The organism is Rhizobium sp. USDA 4016 (assembly GCF_056279705.1).
In genome coordinates this window covers 1,599,931-1,616,740 of the sequence record NZ_JBWCCY010000002.1, presented here as the reverse complement: position 1 = coordinate 1,616,740, position 16,810 = coordinate 1,599,931, and the positions used below count along the sequence as shown (strand labels likewise).

The window sequence follows — 16,810 nt, the reverse complement described above, 5'->3', positions numbered from 1 at the left end:
ACCGGCCTCATTTGTTATAGGGGTCGGCCGCATCACGCAGGCCGTCGCCGAGAAGGTTGAGCGCCATGACGGCGACGACGACGGCCGCCCCAGGCATGAAGAGCCACGGCGCCGTAGCGATTGAACGTATGTTTTGAGCCTCGCGCAAAAGGACACCCCAGGAAATGGTCGGCGGCTGCAGGCCAAGGCCCAGGAAGGAGAGGGAGGTTTCCGCAAGGATCATCGCCGGCACGGCAAGCGTGATCGACGCTATGATGTGGCTTGCGAAACTCGGCAGCATGTGACGAAAGATGATGCGCCTTTCGCGAACACCATCGAGTCTTGCGGCGGCTACAAATTCCTCGGTGCGCAAGGACAAAAAGCGACCGCGCACGACACGGGCAAGCTGCGCCCAGCCGGTCAGCGACAGAATGATGGTAATCATCATGTACTGAAGCGTTGCTGGCCAGCCCTGCGGCAGGGCCGCCGCCATCGCAAGCCAGATCGGGATCGTCGGCAGGGACAGGACGAAATCGATCAGCCGCTGCGTGAAGAAATCGATGCGGCCGCCGTAATATCCGGAAATGCCGCCGAGGACGATGCCGAGCATCAGCGAGAAGAAGACGCCGACAAGGCCGATCGACAGCGAGATCTGAGACCCTTGAACCGTCCGGCTGAAGACGTCGCGCCCGAGCCTGTCCGCTCCGAACAGAAGAAGGGGCGAGGTCTTCTCGGATGAAGCGAGCAGATGGATGTTGGTGCTGAAAAGGCCGAGCACGGAATATTCATAGCCGCGCCCGAACAGCCGGACGTCGACACGCTTCGTCCTATCCTCCTTATAGATCGCGGCAAGCGTTTGCGGATCGCGGGTAAGCTTCAGCGGATAGTAGTGAAGGCCAATGGAAATCCCATCGCCGGTATCGATGAGGTGCAGTCTCTGCGGTGGATGGAAGGTCGCTCGAGCGTTCTGCAGGTTCGGATCGTTGATGGCGAAGAAGCCCGGAATGACGGCAACGATGTACATCAAGAGGGTGACGACGAGAGCTACCATGGCAAGCCGGTGCCGACGAAAAGCCCACCAGATGAGCTGCCATTGCGAGGCGACAGCGGCGCGATCCGGCGCAAGATTTGTGACTGCAATGTCGGCCATGAGGTCTCCCTATTCCAAGCGGATGCGGGGATCGACTAGCGCAAGCAGGATGTCGCTGATCAATGAGCCGATCAGCGTGAGCGCGCAGATCAGCAGCACGAAGGCGCCAGCCAGGTACATGTCCTGTGCCATCAGCGCCTGCAGCAACAAGGGCGCTGCCGTCGGCAGATTGAGGACGATGGCCACGACGACGGAGCCGGAAATCAGGTTTGGAAGGAGCCAGGCAATCGTCGAGATGAACGGGTTGAGCGCGATTCTTAAGGGGTATTTCACGAGCAGTCTGAACTCGGAAAGACCTTTTGCCCGTGCCGTGGTGACATAAGGCTTCGGCAGTTCATCGAGCATGTTCGCGCGCATCACGCGGATCAGGCTCGCGGTAGAAGACACGGCCAGAATTATGACGGGAAGCCATATATGCGAAAGAAGGTCGAGGACCTTGGCGATGCTCCAGGGCGCAGTCTCGAACTCGGATGAAAAGAGGCCTCCGACATCCTGGCCGAACTCGACAGCCGCGATATACATGAGCACCAGCGCCAGCAGGAACGACGGAATAGCCAGTCCGAGGAAGGTGAAGGCGGTGAAGAAATAGTCGCCAATCGAATATTTGCGCACGGCAGAAAAGACGCCGATCGGCAATGCGATCCCCCAGGTGGCGATGAGTGTTGAAAGAGCGAGCACCAGCGTCAGCGCCATGCGCTCCCAAATGAGGCCAGAGACCGGTTGCTGCCATTCAAAGGAGATGCCGAAGTCGCCGCGGGAAAGGATGCCCCATATCCATTTAAAATACTGCACGAGCATCGGGTCATCGAGGCCGAAGCGCTCACGCAGTTGCGCCGCGGTATTCTGATCGATGACTTCGTTCGATGCCGCAAGCGTCGCTATATATGTCGTGACGTAATCTCCCGGCGGCAGCTGGATAAGCGCAAAGGCAAGGAAGCTGACGGCGAAAAGGGATGGGACCATCCATAGAAGGCGTTTAGCGATGAAGACCAGCATGAGACGTCTCTTGCATTAAACACCGCTCCCGAGCTGCGGGCAGCGCGCTTGAAAGGAGAGCCGCCCCGCAAAGGGACGGCGCTGGAGCGGCAAAATCAGCTCGTGAAGCTAAATTGCTGGGGCAGTGCAGGGCCTGGATTTGGCCAGGACCAGCTGTCGGGCTGCTTTTCTGGAACGTTGTGCAGGTTGTTGCGGATGATGCCGAAACCGCCGACGGCAAGGCAGAGACCCACTGTCTCGAATTCGTCAGCCGCAATGTCGAAGATCTGCGTCATGATTGCGCCGCGCTTGGAGAGATCGGCGGTGGAACGGGCGTCGTCGAAAAGCTTCATGCGTTTCTTCTGACTTTCCGGCGGTTCTTCGCCGCGTGCGCCGTTCGACGTATACCAGAGCGACCACGGAATGGCGTAGCGCGAACCTTGCGGGTGGAAGGCGAAGAAGTCGCGCGGGTCAAGCATCGGATCAAGACCGCCGGGACCCGGCCAGACTGCTGCATCATGCGCGTTGTCGTCGCCGCGTGTGTAGTAGAGGGCGCGCTCGATCGTGTTGACCTTCATCTCGATGCCGATCTGCGCCCAATGCGCCTTGACCAGCTCCAGGGCGTCAACGAGATCGGGATAGAGCGTGGGGATGACGTCGACTGCGAAAAACACCTTCTGGCCGTCGGGCCGGAGGCGCAACCCGCTCCCATCCATCTTGTAACCGGCCTGATCCAGCATCGCGCCGGCCTTATCAGGATCATATTCGCTAAACTGCCGCGCGAGCTTTTCATGGTACCAAGGGTGTTCCGGGCGGGGGCCGGCCTGATAGGCTTCGCTCTGGCCGAAATAGACGATGTCGATCAATTCCTGCCGGTTGATTGCAAGCGAAAGCGCCTGCCTGAACGCCTTGTCGGCAAACATCTTGCGCAGGGCAGGATCCTTGTGAGTCATATTGAAATAGATCTGGCACTGCTGGGAGGCTGAAGGCACCAGCGACAGCAGCCGATAGCCGCCTTTTTCCATATTCTGGGAGAGTGTCGGCTTGTTTGAAAGAACGCTGATATGGCGCTCCTGGATGTCGATCTTTCCCGAGATGACATTCAGCATCAGCGACTCCACGTCCTGCGAGATGCTGAAATTGATCTCGTCGATATAGGGAAGCTGGTTGCCCTGGGTGTCGACCTGCCAGAAATAGGGGTTCCGGGTCATGACGACGCGCGTCGCGCCACCGCTGTAAGGCTCCTTCACAATCCATGGATCGAGCGTCGGCTTGTCGGGGTTGCCCCACCGCGACGGGATTTCAATATCGCCGCAACGCGCGCGGAAGAGATCGGTCCAGCTTCCCACGCCTGCCTTTTTCACCTCTTCGGCGATATTGGGATTGTACTTCGGCAGGAATTGGCTGCAGTAGTGCTTCGGAAAGAGTGTCGGATGCTGGCCAAGCGGTGTCGCGAGGTTTTCCAGATAGAGCGCGTTTGCCACTGCAAAGGTGAATTTCACCGTAAAATCATCGATCTTCTCGACCTTGACGGCCTTGCCGGCAACAGACAGCTGCGCAGGTGTCGAGCTGTAGAGCTCGCTGTTCTTGACGCAATCCTCAATGGCGAAGACGATGTCGTCGGCAGTAAAAGGATGACCGTCGGACCAGCGCACCCCTTCGATCAGGTGGAAGGTGAATTGCGTGGCGTCGTCGTTGATCTCCCAACGTTCAGCGAGGTTGGGCATAACTTGCGTAAATTCCAGGTTCCAGCGCACGAGGCTTTGGTTGCCGACCATGCGCAGGATGCCGTTATGGTCGGACGAGCCCCTGAGGCCGCGGCGGAGCGTTCCGCCATAGGTGCCGGCCTTTTCGAAAGGTGTCACGACCATCGGCTTCTTTGGCAACCGTTCGGCAAGCGGCGGCAGCTTTCCGTCCCTGGCAAGCTGCGCCCATGCGGGCGCCTCGCCGCCTGCCGCAACGACGCGTCCAGCAATGGACAGAGCTGCCACACCGGCCATGCCCCCGAGCACGGCGCGCCTGGTCACGCCGCGAGACAATATTTCATCGCGCATCGAAGTTCCTCCCCTTTTTGTGCCGGAACGACGCTGGTGTGAACCGGCGCGACGAGCTCCCAACTCGGCGCAAGACGCCCTTTTCAGCGGCCATGAGCCGACCATAGACAGGTTCTCAAATAATTACAAGAGTTGACAGATAATGACAGATTTAGTAGCCCTTCAACATGGAAAGTGGTTGTAGTCACCGCAAACGACGGTCGCGGGGGGGTGCGAAGACGTGGATCTGCCGGGTGCTGCGCGCGAAAAACTGAAGCCTGTGCCGGCAGCGGCGCTGACGGTAGTGCTGTTGAAGCGCGGCTTGCGAAACGTCGTCATTCGCGGCGTTGAAAAGATCAACGCGCAGGCGCCGCGCCCGGTCGGTCGTGCTGTGGCCGTCTGCCCGGGTGATGCCATGGTCGGCGACAACGATGTGGTTGCCATTCCCGCAGCAATGTCGCAGGAGGTCGCGAACGTGGCCCTCGTGCAAACGGCCCTCGAAGATTTCGAAGAGCGGATGCGGGCCAGGCAGAGCATATCCGGCCCTTACGCTCCCGGTGATCGGGCCTCTGCGGAATTTGCTGCCTGGCGGCAGAAAGAAGGACGATGATGAAACTGTCGCCCGTTGCCGATCCCAACAGGGGCGCAACACGTTTCAGCGACATCATCTACGAGAAGATCGTGGGGATGATCGCGGACGGAAACTTTCCGGTGAATGAACGGCTGCCGCCGGAATCGAAGCTTGCCGTCATGTTTGGCGCATCGAGGCCGGTCGTGCGTGAAGCGCTCGAGCGTTTAAGGGTCGACGGACTGGTCGTCTCGCGCAAGGGGTCGGGCTCCTATGTGCGGCAGCGGCCGGACTCGTCCATGCTGAAAATGGTCCCGGTCGGCTCGCTTGCCGACGTGCAGCGCTTTTTCGAGTTCCGCGCCGGCCTGGAGGCCGAGGCTGCCGAACTTGCCGCACGCAACTGGCAACCAGCCGACAAGGAGCGGATAACGGCTGCCCTTTCTGCGATTGAACAATGTCTGAGGGACGGCAAGCTCGGCGCCGAGGAGGATCAGGCGCTTCATGATGCGATTGCCATGGCGACTGGGAACCAGTTCCACATCACGGTACGCGAATGGTTCAGGCCGCATTTCGCAATCGGACATTCCGTGACGCGAAGCTTGAGCCTCAAACGGACGCCCGAACAGATACGCAGCGTCCAGGATGAACACGCGGTCATCGTGGCGGCGATCTTTGCGCGAAACGAAGCCGAGGCCCACGACGCTATGAAGAGACACATATTGAATGCGCGCGCCCGCATGTTCCAGGGCGTTTGAGCGACAATGGGAGGAAGGGAGATGAAACGGCTGGCCCTCACAGGCGCTGCCGGGCGCGTAGGCACATTGCTGAGGCCGCTTCTTCGGCCGCATGCCGAGCACCTGCGTCTGATCGACATCGACGAGCCTGCAGCGTTGGGCAAGAACGAAAGCTTCGTGAGAGCCGATCTTGCAAAACGCGATGAGGCAAATGCTGCCCTGCAAGAGGTTGACGGCGTAGTTCATCTGGCCGGAATAGCAAGCGGCGTCGACATGCGCGCTATTTTGGATGCGAATGTCCTCGGCACTTACAATCTCTATGAAGCGGCGCGGATCAACAAGGTTGAACGGGTGGTTTACGCCTCAAGCAACCATGTGACCGGTTTTTATCCGCGCGGCCAGCTCGTCTCGCCGCTGGATCCGATGCGTCCGGACAGCCCCTACGGGCTTTCCAAGTGCTGGGGCGAACTGGTGGCAGGGTTATATTACGACACCTGGGGCATTCGCACTCTTTCCATCCGCATCGGCAACGCGGGCACCTATCCGGCCAGCGAGCGGTCCGTGGCAATCTGGATCAGTGCACGTGACCTGGCGCAACTGGTCGGAATCGGCCTTACCCACCCCCTCATCGCCGCAACCGTCGTCTATGGCGTTTCCGACGCCGAGGAGAGTTGGTGGAACAACGAGTTGGCAACCAGACTTGGCTACCAGCCGCAAGACCGGCCTCGTGATCATGCTCGCATCGAAGAGCCGTCCGAAGGGCCGGTCGCGCTTGCGTTCCAGGGTGGAGCGTTCTGCGAGACCAATCACGACGGCAACATCCGCATGCGCAATGCCGAGGGTTTGGCCAAGAGCCCGGAGACGGTTCCATGACGGCGCCGCGGATCGTCCGTCCGCAAGTCCGTCCGGTGCTGCAGCAGCCGCTGGGAGTGGGTGAATCGCCGGTATGGGACGAAAAGAGCGGTACGCTCTGGCTTGTCGACATACAAGCGCCAGCCGTCATCCGGATCTCGCCGCAAGGAAAGGTCGATCGCTTTGACATGCCGTCCGCGATCGGCAGCCTTGGGCTTTGCCGCGACCGGCGTTTAGTGGTCGCACTTCGAACGGGCCTGCATCTTTTCGATCCCGTTTCCGGAGACTTCGAGCTTTTGTGCGATCCGGTGGGGCGCGTCAACTGTCGTCTCAACGATGGGAAGGTCGGCCCCGACGGCCATTTCTGGGTGGGGTCCATCAGCGAGGCCAAGCCGCAGACCAATGACGCTGCGCTCTACCGCCTGGGGCCGGACGGCAGCGCACGGACCGTCGCGACAGGGCTGACCAGCTCCAACGGGCTTGCGTGGTCACCAGACGGCCGGCGCATGTATCACTCCGACAGCCGCCAATGTTTCCTGCAGGCTTTTGATTTCGATCCGGAAAAAGGCGAGCTCGCAAACACCAGCCGGCTTCGTGTCTTTTCGGAGGAGGAAGGCCGGCCCGATGGCGGTGCAACCGACCGGGACGGCTACTATTGGAGTGCGGGCGTTTCCGCGGGCCGGCTTAACCGGATTTCTCCCGCCGGTGAAATCCTCGAGATCTACATTCTGCCGATCGCCGCGCCGACGATGCCCTGTTTTGGCGGTCCTGACATGCGGACGCTCTTCGTCACGAGCCTGTCGACCAACCGCAGCGGACATTTCGAAGCGGGCACGGTCGTTGCTTTCGACGTGGACGCCGAGGGCTTGCCGCCCTTCCGCTTCGGTAATTGATGGAAAGGGGAAGAAGATGGGCATTGCAACCATGCGTCAGGCGCTGATGGGCGTGTCGGGTGTACCGGTCACGGCCTATGACGAAAATGGCGAAGTCGAACCGCAAATCACCGCAATGGTCTACCGGAGGGTGGCAGCCGCTGGCATCCACAATATTGTTGCTGCGGGAAACACCGGCGAATTCTATGCTCTGACGCCGCAAGAGATCCGCCGCGTCCATGAAGCGGCGGTTTCCGGCGTTGAGAACACGGCGCCGGTCACTGCGGCGATCGGCAGGTCGCTGCGCGAAGCAATCGGGATGGCGAAGGATGCCGCCAAGATCGGCGCATCTGCGGTGATGTCGCACCAGCCCGTCGATCCCTTTGCTGCACCGTCGGCTCAGATCGACTATTTCTGCAATCTTGCGGACGCTTCGCCTTTGCCGCTGGTTGCCTATGTGCGGGCGGATGGCTTCAATGTCGATGACATGGTCCGTCTTGCCGGTCACGGCAACATTTCCGGCATTAAGTTCGCGACGCCGGATCTGATGCTGCTTTCGAGGGCCATTGCGGCGTCGGATCCGGCGGGGGCGCTGTTCGTCTGCGGTCTTGCGGAGAGCTGGGCGCTGTCGTTCACTGCCGCTGGCGCACGTGGGTTCACATCCGGCCTTGTCAATGTTGCCCCGCAATTGTCGCTCGCCGTCCACGATGCGCTCTCCAAGGGCGATTTCGCTGCCGCACGCGCCATCATCAACCGCCTCGAACCGTTCGAACGCATGCGCACGAAATTCCGCAATGGTGCGAATGTGACGGTCGTGAAGGAGGCTGTGACGCATTCCGGCCTCGACGTCGGACCCGTGCGCGTGCCGGGTCTGCCACTCCTCGATCAAACGGATCGCGAAGAATTGTTTCGCTTGCTCCAAGGTTGGGAGGCTGCAGGCGACATCCACGGGCATGGAGATCTGCGGCCTTCCCGCTAAGGCGGCGGGCTGAGTTCGACACTAATTCAGGCAGGCAAGAGGCGCTGAACCACCGCGCCACGAGATTGGGAGGTCTTGAGATGCTGAAGAACTTACTGACGACGATTGCACTGGCCGGTGCTTTGGTCACGGCACAGCCGTCTTTTGCGGCGTCACCGCCGAACATGCTGGTGATCGGTACCAATCTCACCGGTATTCGTACGCTCGATCCGGCGCAGAACAATGCCCGCACGGTCTCCGAGCTGATCTCCAACCTTTATGACAACCTCGTCCAGTTGTCGCCGGATGATCTTAAGACGCTGAAGCCGATGCTTGCGACAAAATGGACTGTCTCGGAAGACGGCAGGCTCATTACGCTAACCTTGCGTGACGATGCGGTCTTCCAAAGCGGCAATGCGGTCACGGCCGAAGACGCCGCATGGTCCATCCAGCGCGTCATCAAGATGGGGCAAGTCGGCTCCACCGATGTCGCGCTTTGGGGTTTCACGCCCGAAAACGTGGACAAGCTCGTCCGGGCCAAAGACGGGCACACGCTGGAGATCGAACTGCCACACGCCGTCAATACCGATCTTGTGCTTTATTCTCTCGCTGGCTCTTCGATCGGCATCATCGACAAGAAGACGGCATTGTCGCATGAGGCGAACGGCGATCTCGCCGGCGCGTGGCTGTCGGCCAACTCGGCAGGAAGTGGACCGTTCACCCTCGCGCAATGGCGGCCAAACGACGTGGCGATCTTTAACGCGCAGAAGAACTATTGGGCTGGCCCGCCGGCCATGGCACGGGTCGTCGCACGCCACATTCCGGAATCCGGCAATCTCCGGCTCCAGCTCGAAGCCGGCGACGTCGATGTGGGGCAATACCTCGCAAGCGGCGACCTTGATGCCCTGGCCAATAACAAAGAGATGGTGATCGATAGCGTTCCAGGCCTCGGCTTCTACTATATCGCTCTCAATCAAAAGGATCCGGACCTGCAGAAGCCCAAGGTCCGCGAAGCGTTTCAGCATGCTTTCGACTGGAAGGCGATTTCCGGCAATATAATGCGTTATACCGGCTTTCCATGGCAGTCGATGATCCCTCGCGGCATGATTGGAGCACCAGAGGACGCGACGTCCCGCCACGATTATGATCCCGCCAGGGCCAAGCAATTGCTGGCCGAGGCCGGATACCCGAATGGCTTGAAGAAAGTGCTCAATCCGTCGGGAGCGGCGACCTTGCCCTTCGCCGAAGCGCTGCAGGCGAGCGCCCGTGCCGCCGGTCTTGATCTTAATCTCGTGCCGGGCGAATTTACGCCCGCATTTCGCGAACGGAAATATGAAATCCTGCTCGGCAATTCGGGTGCCCGGCTGCCGGATCCTTTCGCGGTTGCCACGCAGTACGCCTATAATCCCGACAACAGCGACGAGGCGCGTCTCGGCAGCTATTATCTCTGGCGAGCCGGGATGAAGGTGGACGAGCTCAATACTCTCGTCGATCAGTCGATGAAAGAACCTGATACGGGCAAGCGCACGGAAATCTTCCAGAAGATGGACGGCATCTACAGCGGCATGGACGCCCCGCTCGTCATCTTCTTCCAGCGCACGGACCCCTATGTCATGCGTGCCAATGTCAAAGGCTATCATGGGCATACAACCTGGTCGACGCGCTGGCATGGCGTGACGAAGGAGTAAGGGGCCGTGGCGAGCGCCGATCTGACATCGAAACCGGATGCGGACCGCAATCTGGATGAGGACGGCTTGGCACATGCGCCGTCCCATCCGCTTGTGATGCTCCTGCGACGTTTGGCAGGGCGCGTCGTGGCGGTGGTGACCACACTGCTTGGCCTGCTCTTCCTCACCTTTTCGATGGGACGTCTGCTTCCTGCCGACCCGGTGCTTGCCATCACCGGAGCGGAGGTCAGCAAGGAGGTCTATGATCGCGTCTACAACGAGCTGGGACTGGGACGCCCGATCTGGGTGCAATTCCTAAACTACGTGCAGAAGGTTGCAACGGGCGACCTCGGCACTTCGGCAACGACCGGTCAGCCGATCCTCACCGATCTGCTGACCATCTTCCCCGCAACCATTGAGCTTGCCGTCATCGCCATGATTGTCGGCGCTCTTGTCGGCGTTCCGCTCGGTATCACCGCTGCTGTCAGGCGCGGCACGATCATTGATCACATCGCACGCATCATCGCGCTTGCCGGCCACTCCATTCCGATCTTTTGGACCGGGCTGATGGCGCTTTTCATCTTCTATGCGAAGTTGAAGCTCGTCGGCGCATCTGGCCGGGTTGATGTATTTTACGAGGGGCTCGTCACGCCGGTGACCGGCTTTCTCCTGATCGATTCGGCAATCGAGAGACAGTGGGACGTATTTCGAAGCGCGCTCGGACACATCATCCTGCCGGGAACGATCCTTGGCTACTATTCCGTGGCCTATATCAGCCGCATGTCACGCAGCTTCATGCTGGAGCAGCTCAGCCAGGAATACATTATAACGGCGAGAGCGAAGGGGCTTGGACTGCGGAAGGTCGTCTGGCGTCATGCCTTCAGAAATATTCGCGTGCAACTTCTGACCATTATGGCGCTCACCTTCGGGGGCCTCCTTGAAGGGGCAGTGCTCATCGAGACCGTTTTCGGCTGGCCGGGACTCGGCCAGTATCTCACCCGCGGACTTCAGATGAACGACATGAACGTCGTGATGGGCGCTGTGCTGACAATCGGCGCCGTCTTCCTAACCATCAACATCCTTTCGGATGTCCTTTATCGCATTCTTGATCCGAGAACACGGTGACGCCGATGACACTGTCCGCCGAACATGCAGATCACGCAAGCAGCCTTCGCAGATGGCTACTTGCGCCCGAGCCACAGGGCTGGTTTCAGTCCTCAGCGCAGCAATTCCATCAGGGCTGGCTGAAGTTCCGCCTTCATCCCCTCGGTCTGGCGGGGCTCGGAATCATCGGCCTGCTCATCCTGGTCGCGCTCGCTGCGCCATTGCTGACGCGTTACGATCCGATCGTCCAGGATATGGCAGGGCGGCTCGCACCGCCTTCGGCAGAGCATTGGCTCGGCACCGACAATTTTGGCCGCGATGTCCTTTCAAGGGTGATCTACGGTGCGCGCACGACGCTTTACATCATCATGCTGGTTTCCGTCATCGTCGCTCCGCTGGGTCTTTTGATCGGCACCTGTTCGGGTTATTTCGGTGGTATCGTCGATGAAGTCCTGATGCGCATCACCGACATCTTCCTTTCCTTTCCAGGCCTGGTGCTTGCGTTGGGATTTGCGGCGGCACTCGGTCCCGGCATCACCAACGCGATCATCGCAATTTCGTTGACGGCATGGCCACCAATCGCCAGGCTTGCGCGCGCCGAGACGCTCAGTCTGCGCAAGGCCGATTTCATCGCCGCCGTGCGTCTGCAAGGGGCGACGCCAATGGCGATCATCACCCGCCACATCCTGCCGATGTGCATTCCCTCGGTGATCGTTCGCGTGACCCTGAATATGGCCGGCATCATCATCACGGCGGCAGGCCTCGGGTTTCTCGGTCTTGGCGCGCAGCCGCCTTGGCCGGAATGGGGAGCAATGGCCGCGACCGGACGTGAATTCATGCTCGACAGTCCATGGGTCATTGCAGCGCCCGGCATTGCCATCGCGCTGGTCAGCCTTGCGTTCAATCTTGTCGGCGATGCCCTTCGCGACGTTCTTGACCCGAGAGGTTCGGAATGACGTCTTCCCTCATCGATATCCGCAATCTCGAGATTGCCTTCGGCGGCGGAACCGTGCGCGCCGTGCGCGGCGTCAGCTTCTCGCTCGGACACGAAAAGCTAGGCATCGTCGGCGAATCCGGGTCGGGCAAGTCGACCGTCGGGCGCGCCGTCATGAAGTTGCTGCCGCCGACGGCAATCGTCCGCGCCGAGCGGATGACGTTTCGCGACGTGGATCTGCTCAAGGCCGACGAGCGTATGATGATGACAATAAGGGGACGGCGCATTGGACTGATCCTGCAGGATCCGAAATATTCGCTGAACCCTGTCATGCGGATCAGCGAGCAGATCGCCGAAACCTTTCGCTTTCACTATCCGAAGTCGACTGCAAAACAGGCTGACCGGAAAATGATCGAGATGCTTGAAGCGGTCCAGATCCGTGATGCCGAAAGGGTAGCCCGGCTCTATCCTCACGAAATTTCAGGCGGCATGGGTCAGAGGGTCATGATCGCGATGATGCTGATTGTAGAACCCGAGGTTCTGATTGCCGACGAGCCGACGTCTGCCCTCGATGTGACGGTGCGGCTCGAAATCCTGGCATTGCTTGATGAACTCGTCGCCCGCCGCAACCTCGGGCTGATCTTCATCAGTCACGACCTGAACCTCGTCCGGAACTTCTGCGACCGCGTGCTCATCATGTATGCCGGGCGGGTCGTCGAGGTTCTCAAGGCTTCTGATCTTGAGAATGCAAGGCATCCCTATACGCAGGGCCTGCTGGCATCCTTGCCGTCGATCGAAAATCCGCCCGCCCGACTGCCGGTATTGAAGCGTGATCCGGCCTGGTTCGATGACATCACTTTGGAGACACCGCATTGATCGAAATTGACAATCTCACGATTCGTTTCGGTTCCGGTCAGAGGCCGGTCGTCAGGAACGTCAGCCTTCGCATCAAGAGGGGCACGGCATTCGGTCTGGTTGGTGAATCCGGCTGCGGAAAGTCCACGGTCCTGCGGGCAATATCCGGTCTCAACCCGAATTACGAAGGCGGGATCAAGCTGGATGGAGACACGTTGGATCGGCAGCGCGACCGGCAGTTCTTCCGCCGCGTGCAGATGGTTTTTCAGGACCCTTACGGCTCACTTCATCCCCGCAAGACAATCCGCTCGCAGCTTAAGGAGCCGCTCCGCAACCAGGGCCTTGCCACCAACTCGGTGGACGTAGATGCCCTGCTGCTGGCGGTTGGCCTCGATCCGTCGCTCACCTACCGCTTCCCGCATCAACTCTCCGGAGGGCAGCGTCAGCGCGTGGCCATCGCCCGAGCCCTCGTGCTTAATCCGGCCGTGCTGTTGCTCGACGAGCCGACGTCGGCGCTCGACGTATCGGTTCAAGCGGAAATTCTCAATCTGCTGGAAGATCTGCGCAAGGAGCGCGGTCTGACCTATCTGCTCGTCAGCCACGATCTGGCCGTCGTGTCCCACATGTGCGGTCGCGTCGCCATCATGGAGGCAGGCGAGATCGTCGAAGAGGTGGATATCGAACGGCTGCGAAAAGGAGCCGTCGAACATGGCTATTCTCGGCACCTGCTGGATGCGAGCAGACACTACGGAAGGACGCATTGACTGAGTAGCGAAAAAACAGATCGCTCCGGATTAGCTTCTCAGCCATGCGGTCAATGACGCGCATTAACCGCCATTTCCAAGCATTCATTGAAACTTTTGAACGTCATTAACAACTAATCAGCCAGTCAGAAACGCGCGATATTTTCAATCATCTGCTGCCCGGCCGCGTATCGGGCGATCCCCAGGCTGAAGGCGGCAAGCGTGCTGTTTTATTCCGGCGAAGACCGGATGGCGGAGGTCGGCGCGCTGATGGCCAGGCTCGGCTTCTTCGGGATTCGAACTCGGCCCGCTTGCCATCGGCGGCAAGCTTGCGCAGTTTGGTTGACTGAGCAATTCATCACATTGCGAGCAAAAGCCTCGCAATTCTGTTGAACTGCGGGCCTGGGGGGTCGTATAGTCGGTTAAACGACGTCCGGGTGAATCGGACGAACTATCAGGGAAGGAAACCGAGATATGGCCAAAGTCCGTGCGCTGGTACTGGAGCGTCAGCATGAGCTTGCCCTTCGCGATATCGATCTATCGCTGGAAACCGGGCGGGGACAGGTGAAGATCAAGATCCATACCGTCGGCGTCTGCGGCTCGGACGTGCATTATTACACGCACGGCAGGATTGGGCCCTTTGTGGTCAGTGAGCCGATGGTGCTTGGGCACGAAGCGGCCGGTACAGTGGTCGAAGTCGGTGAAGGCGTGGCACATCTGAAAGCCGGCGACCGCGTCTGCATGGAACCCGGCATTCCCGATCCGAACTCCAAGGCAAGCCGGCTTGGCATGTACAATGTCGATCCTGCCGTCACCTTCTGGGCGACGCCTCCGGTTCACGGCGTGCTGACACCGGAAGTGGTTCATCCCGCCAACTATACCTACAAGCTGCCGGACAATGTAAGCTTTGCGGAAGGCGCGATGGTTGAACCATTTGCGGTCGGCATGCAGGCCGCGGCCAAAGCAAAAATCGCACCCGGCGACACGGCCGTCGTCCTCGGCGCCGGCCCGATCGGCACGATGGTGGCGATTGCCGCGCTTGCTGGAGGCTGTGCCCGGGCGATTGTTGCCGATCTCGCCCAGCCGAAGCTCGACATCGCCGCGCAGTATCAGGGCGTCATTCCGGTCAACATCCGCGAGAATAATCTCACCGAGGAGGTGAGCCGGCTGACCGCCGGCTGGGGCGCAGACGTGATCTTCGAGTGCTCCGGGTCGCCAAAGGCCTGGGAAACGATCATGGATCTGGCGCGTCCCGGAGGGGTCATCGTTGCCGTCGGCCTGCCGGTGAATCCTGTCGGCTTCGACGTTTCGACGGCTTCGACCAAGGAAATCCGCATCGAAACGGTCTTCCGCTACGCGCACCAGTACGAGCGCTCGATCGCACTCCTCGGCTCCGGCCGCGTCGACCTCAAGCCGCTGATTTCGGGGGTTTTCCAGTTCGAGGATTCGATCAAGGCTTTCGATCGTGCCGTCGAAGCGCGGCCGACGGATGTCAAGCTGCAGATCGTGATGGAATAAGGCAGAGAAGGAAATATTTCAAACCGCCTTCAAATCTCCCAGCACCGTCGGGATCAGTTCCGAGACGGTCGGATGGATCGGCACCGACCATTGCAGGGCAGGGTAGGTCGTTCCGGCATTCATGGCATCGATGATGCCGTGGATTGCCTCGTCGCCTTCGATGCCAAGGATTGCGGCACCGAGAATTCGCTTGGTTTCGGCCTCAGCGACGATCTTCATGAAACCCATGGTCTCACCTCGTTCGCTGGCACGACCGACGCGGCTCATCGGGCGGGACGAGACCATGATCTTTTTACCGGAAGCGCGCGCTTCCTTCTCCGTCATGCCGACGCGGCCGAGCGGCGGATCGATATAAAGTGCATAGGCGGGAATGCGGCTGCTCACCTTGCGATCGCCACCATCAATCAGGTTAGCCGCCGCGATCTCGAAATCATTATAGGACGTATGCGTAAAGGCTCCGCGGCCGTTGCAGTCGCCGAGCGCGAAGATGCCCTCGACATTGGTCATCAGCCTGTCGTCCACCGTAACGTAGCCGCGCTTGTCCGTCAGAACGCCGGCGGCATCGAGGCCGAGATCGTCGGTGTTCGGCCTGCGGCCGGTTGCAATCAGCACATGGCTTGCCTCGACCGCCGGCTTGCCGGAGCCGGTGCTGACGGCAACAGCATCGCCATTCTTTACGAATGCGATACGATCTGCCTGAGTGTGAACCGCAATACCTTCCGCGCCGAGAATCTCCGCGATTGCGTCGGAGATATCCTCGTCTTCGCGGGAGGCAAGTTTCGGCCCGCGTTCGATGATGGTGACTTCGGCGCCGAAGCGACGGTACATCTGCGCGAATTCGAGACCGATATAGCTGCCGCCGATGACGGCGAGGTGGCGTGGCAGCGTGTCGAGGTGGATGATCGACGTGCTTGTGAGATAGTCGATGTCCTCGATACCGGGAAAATCCGGAATGACCGGGCGGGCACCGACATTCAGAAAGATTTGCGGCGCCGACAGCATCTCGCCGTTGACGATGACTGTCTTCGGACCGGTAAATCTGGCCTGTCCGTAGATCACGTCCATTGTTTCCATGCTGTCAAGCCAGCTGATCAGGCCGTTGCGGGCGTTCATGGTAACGGTTTCGGCGCGCTGGCGCACGATCATCATGTCGATCTCGATGTTACCAGTGATCTTCACGCCGTAGTCGCCGCCGCGGCGCGCGACATGGGCGGCCCGGGCACTGGCGACCAGCGTCTTCGTCGGCATGCAGCCGGCATTGACGCAAGTACCGCCGAGATATTTTCGCTCGATCAGCGCTACGTTCATGCCCTTCTCGGACATGCGGGCGGCGAGGAAGGGGCCGGACTGACCGGCTCCGATAAAGATCGCGTCGTAACTTTTCATGGCACGGCCACCACAATCAACAGCGCGCCGCCGATGGCGACGGCATCTTCGATAAGTGCCGCCGGCAAATCCTTGCCGAAAGCCTTCGCAAGCTTGCCGCGCAGAAAGGCGCCGCCGAGCGTTCCAACAACGGCACCGACGATGCCCGCGATAAGCCCGGCTGTCAGGGAACCACCCGAAGCGCCGATCGTGGCGCCTGCCAATGCGCCCATGATGATACGGGCGCCGAACTGCATCGGCACCTTGCGACTTGGCGTTGTCGGCAATTGGTCGGTGATCATTTCGACGGCGGCAAGCACCGTGAAAATCCACGGCGTCCATCGGTAGCCCATAAAGGCGAGAGACGTTTGAGAAACGTTGAACCCGCCAAGTGCGGCACCCCAGGCAACGGCGGCGGGCGCAGTCATGGCCCTGAGGCCGGCAATAATTCCGATCAAAAATGCAAGGAATAGAAGCATATGAGAAACCCCTTCCCCTATTGG

Annotated in this window: 16 protein-coding genes; 11 read left to right on the top strand and 5 right to left on the bottom strand. The window is 60.0% G+C overall.

The window, feature by feature from the left end:
* Positions 1-7: 7 nt before the first annotated feature.
* The 3 genes from ACZ9DP_RS08825 to ACZ9DP_RS08815 all read right to left on the bottom strand — a co-directional run bounded on the left by ACZ9DP_RS08825 (position 8) and on the right by ACZ9DP_RS08815 (position 4,158).
* A complete protein-coding gene (locus ACZ9DP_RS08825) occupies positions 8-1,129 on the bottom strand; it encodes an ABC transporter permease (protein ID WP_194731297.1) in 1,122 nt (373 codons plus the stop codon).
* 9 nt (positions 1,130-1,138) lie between these two features.
* Positions 1,139-2,125: an ABC transporter permease gene (locus tag ACZ9DP_RS08820; protein ID WP_074071711.1), complete on the bottom strand. Its 987-nt coding sequence runs from the start codon at positions 2,123-2,125 to the stop codon at positions 1,139-1,141.
* Between the two features lie 95 nt (positions 2,126-2,220).
* Positions 2,221-4,158, bottom strand: coding sequence for an ABC transporter substrate-binding protein (locus ACZ9DP_RS08815; protein WP_476201279.1), 1,938 nt, complete (start codon positions 4,156-4,158; stop codon positions 2,221-2,223).
* Positions 4,159-4,378: 220 nt separating this feature from the next.
* On the opposite strand from ACZ9DP_RS08815, the gene ACZ9DP_RS08810 reads away from it, so the two are divergent.
* The 11 genes from ACZ9DP_RS08810 to ACZ9DP_RS08760 all read left to right on the top strand — a co-directional run bounded on the left by ACZ9DP_RS08810 (position 4,379) and on the right by ACZ9DP_RS08760 (position 14,942).
* Positions 4,379-4,747, top strand: a complete 369-nt coding sequence (locus ACZ9DP_RS08810) for an RraA family protein (RefSeq protein WP_476201278.1) — start codon at positions 4,379-4,381, stop codon at positions 4,745-4,747.
* Entirely contained in the window at positions 4,747-5,460 is a 714-nt protein-coding gene (locus ACZ9DP_RS08805) for a FadR/GntR family transcriptional regulator (protein WP_074073052.1), read from the top strand. Before ACZ9DP_RS08810 ends, ACZ9DP_RS08805 begins: the two co-directional genes overlap by 1 nt.
* A 21-nt stretch (positions 5,461-5,481) precedes the next feature.
* Positions 5,482-6,312, top strand: a complete 831-nt coding sequence (locus tag ACZ9DP_RS08800) for an NAD-dependent epimerase/dehydratase family protein (RefSeq protein ID WP_476201276.1) — start codon at positions 5,482-5,484, stop codon at positions 6,310-6,312.
* On the top strand, positions 6,309-7,184 hold the full coding sequence (locus tag ACZ9DP_RS08795; protein ID WP_476201274.1) for an SMP-30/gluconolactonase/LRE family protein: 876 nt from the start codon (positions 6,309-6,311) through the stop codon (positions 7,182-7,184). Before ACZ9DP_RS08800 ends, ACZ9DP_RS08795 begins: the two co-directional genes overlap by 4 nt.
* 16 nt (positions 7,185-7,200) lie before the next feature.
* Complete coding sequence (locus tag ACZ9DP_RS08790) at positions 7,201-8,142, top strand: dihydrodipicolinate synthase family protein (RefSeq protein WP_283073834.1); 942 nt, start codon at positions 7,201-7,203, stop codon at positions 8,140-8,142.
* An 80-nt stretch (positions 8,143-8,222) separates the two neighbouring features.
* Positions 8,223-9,809, top strand: coding sequence for an ABC transporter substrate-binding protein (locus tag ACZ9DP_RS08785; protein ID WP_283073835.1), 1,587 nt, complete (start codon positions 8,223-8,225; stop codon positions 9,807-9,809).
* Between the two features lie 6 nt (positions 9,810-9,815).
* Positions 9,816-10,913 carry an ABC transporter permease gene (locus ACZ9DP_RS08780; RefSeq protein ID WP_283073836.1) on the top strand — a complete coding sequence of 366 codons (1,098 nt, stop codon included), beginning with the start codon at positions 9,816-9,818 and terminating at the stop codon, positions 10,911-10,913.
* A gap of 5 nt (positions 10,914-10,918) precedes the next feature.
* Complete coding sequence (locus ACZ9DP_RS08775; RefSeq protein ID WP_194731289.1) at positions 10,919-11,848, top strand: ABC transporter permease; 930 nt, start codon at positions 10,919-10,921, stop codon at positions 11,846-11,848.
* Entirely contained in the window at positions 11,845-12,702 is an 858-nt protein-coding gene (locus tag ACZ9DP_RS08770) for an ABC transporter ATP-binding protein (protein WP_074071719.1), read from the top strand. Before ACZ9DP_RS08775 ends, ACZ9DP_RS08770 begins: the two co-directional genes overlap by 4 nt.
* Positions 12,699-13,445 (top strand): ABC transporter ATP-binding protein, encoded by a 747-nt coding sequence (locus ACZ9DP_RS08765; RefSeq protein WP_476201272.1) that lies wholly within the window; start codon positions 12,699-12,701, stop codon positions 13,443-13,445. The genes ACZ9DP_RS08770 and ACZ9DP_RS08765 overlap by 4 nt, the downstream gene beginning before the upstream one ends.
* A gap of 453 nt (positions 13,446-13,898) precedes the next feature.
* A complete protein-coding gene (locus ACZ9DP_RS08760; protein WP_476201271.1) occupies positions 13,899-14,942 on the top strand; it encodes an NAD(P)-dependent alcohol dehydrogenase in 1,044 nt (347 codons plus the stop codon).
* Positions 14,943-14,960: 18 nt separating this feature from the next.
* Here ACZ9DP_RS08760 and ACZ9DP_RS08755 read toward each other — a convergent pair whose 3' ends face one another.
* Together ACZ9DP_RS08755 and ACZ9DP_RS08750 are read right to left on the bottom strand one after the other, a co-directional pair.
* Positions 14,961-16,328 (bottom strand): FAD-containing oxidoreductase, encoded by a 1,368-nt coding sequence (locus ACZ9DP_RS08755; protein ID WP_476201269.1) that lies wholly within the window; start codon positions 16,326-16,328, stop codon positions 14,961-14,963.
* Positions 16,325-16,786 (bottom strand): DUF4126 domain-containing protein, encoded by a 462-nt coding sequence (locus ACZ9DP_RS08750; RefSeq protein ID WP_194731283.1) that lies wholly within the window; start codon positions 16,784-16,786, stop codon positions 16,325-16,327. The genes ACZ9DP_RS08755 and ACZ9DP_RS08750 overlap by 4 nt, the downstream gene beginning before the upstream one ends.
* Positions 16,787-16,810: the final 24 nt, after the last annotated feature.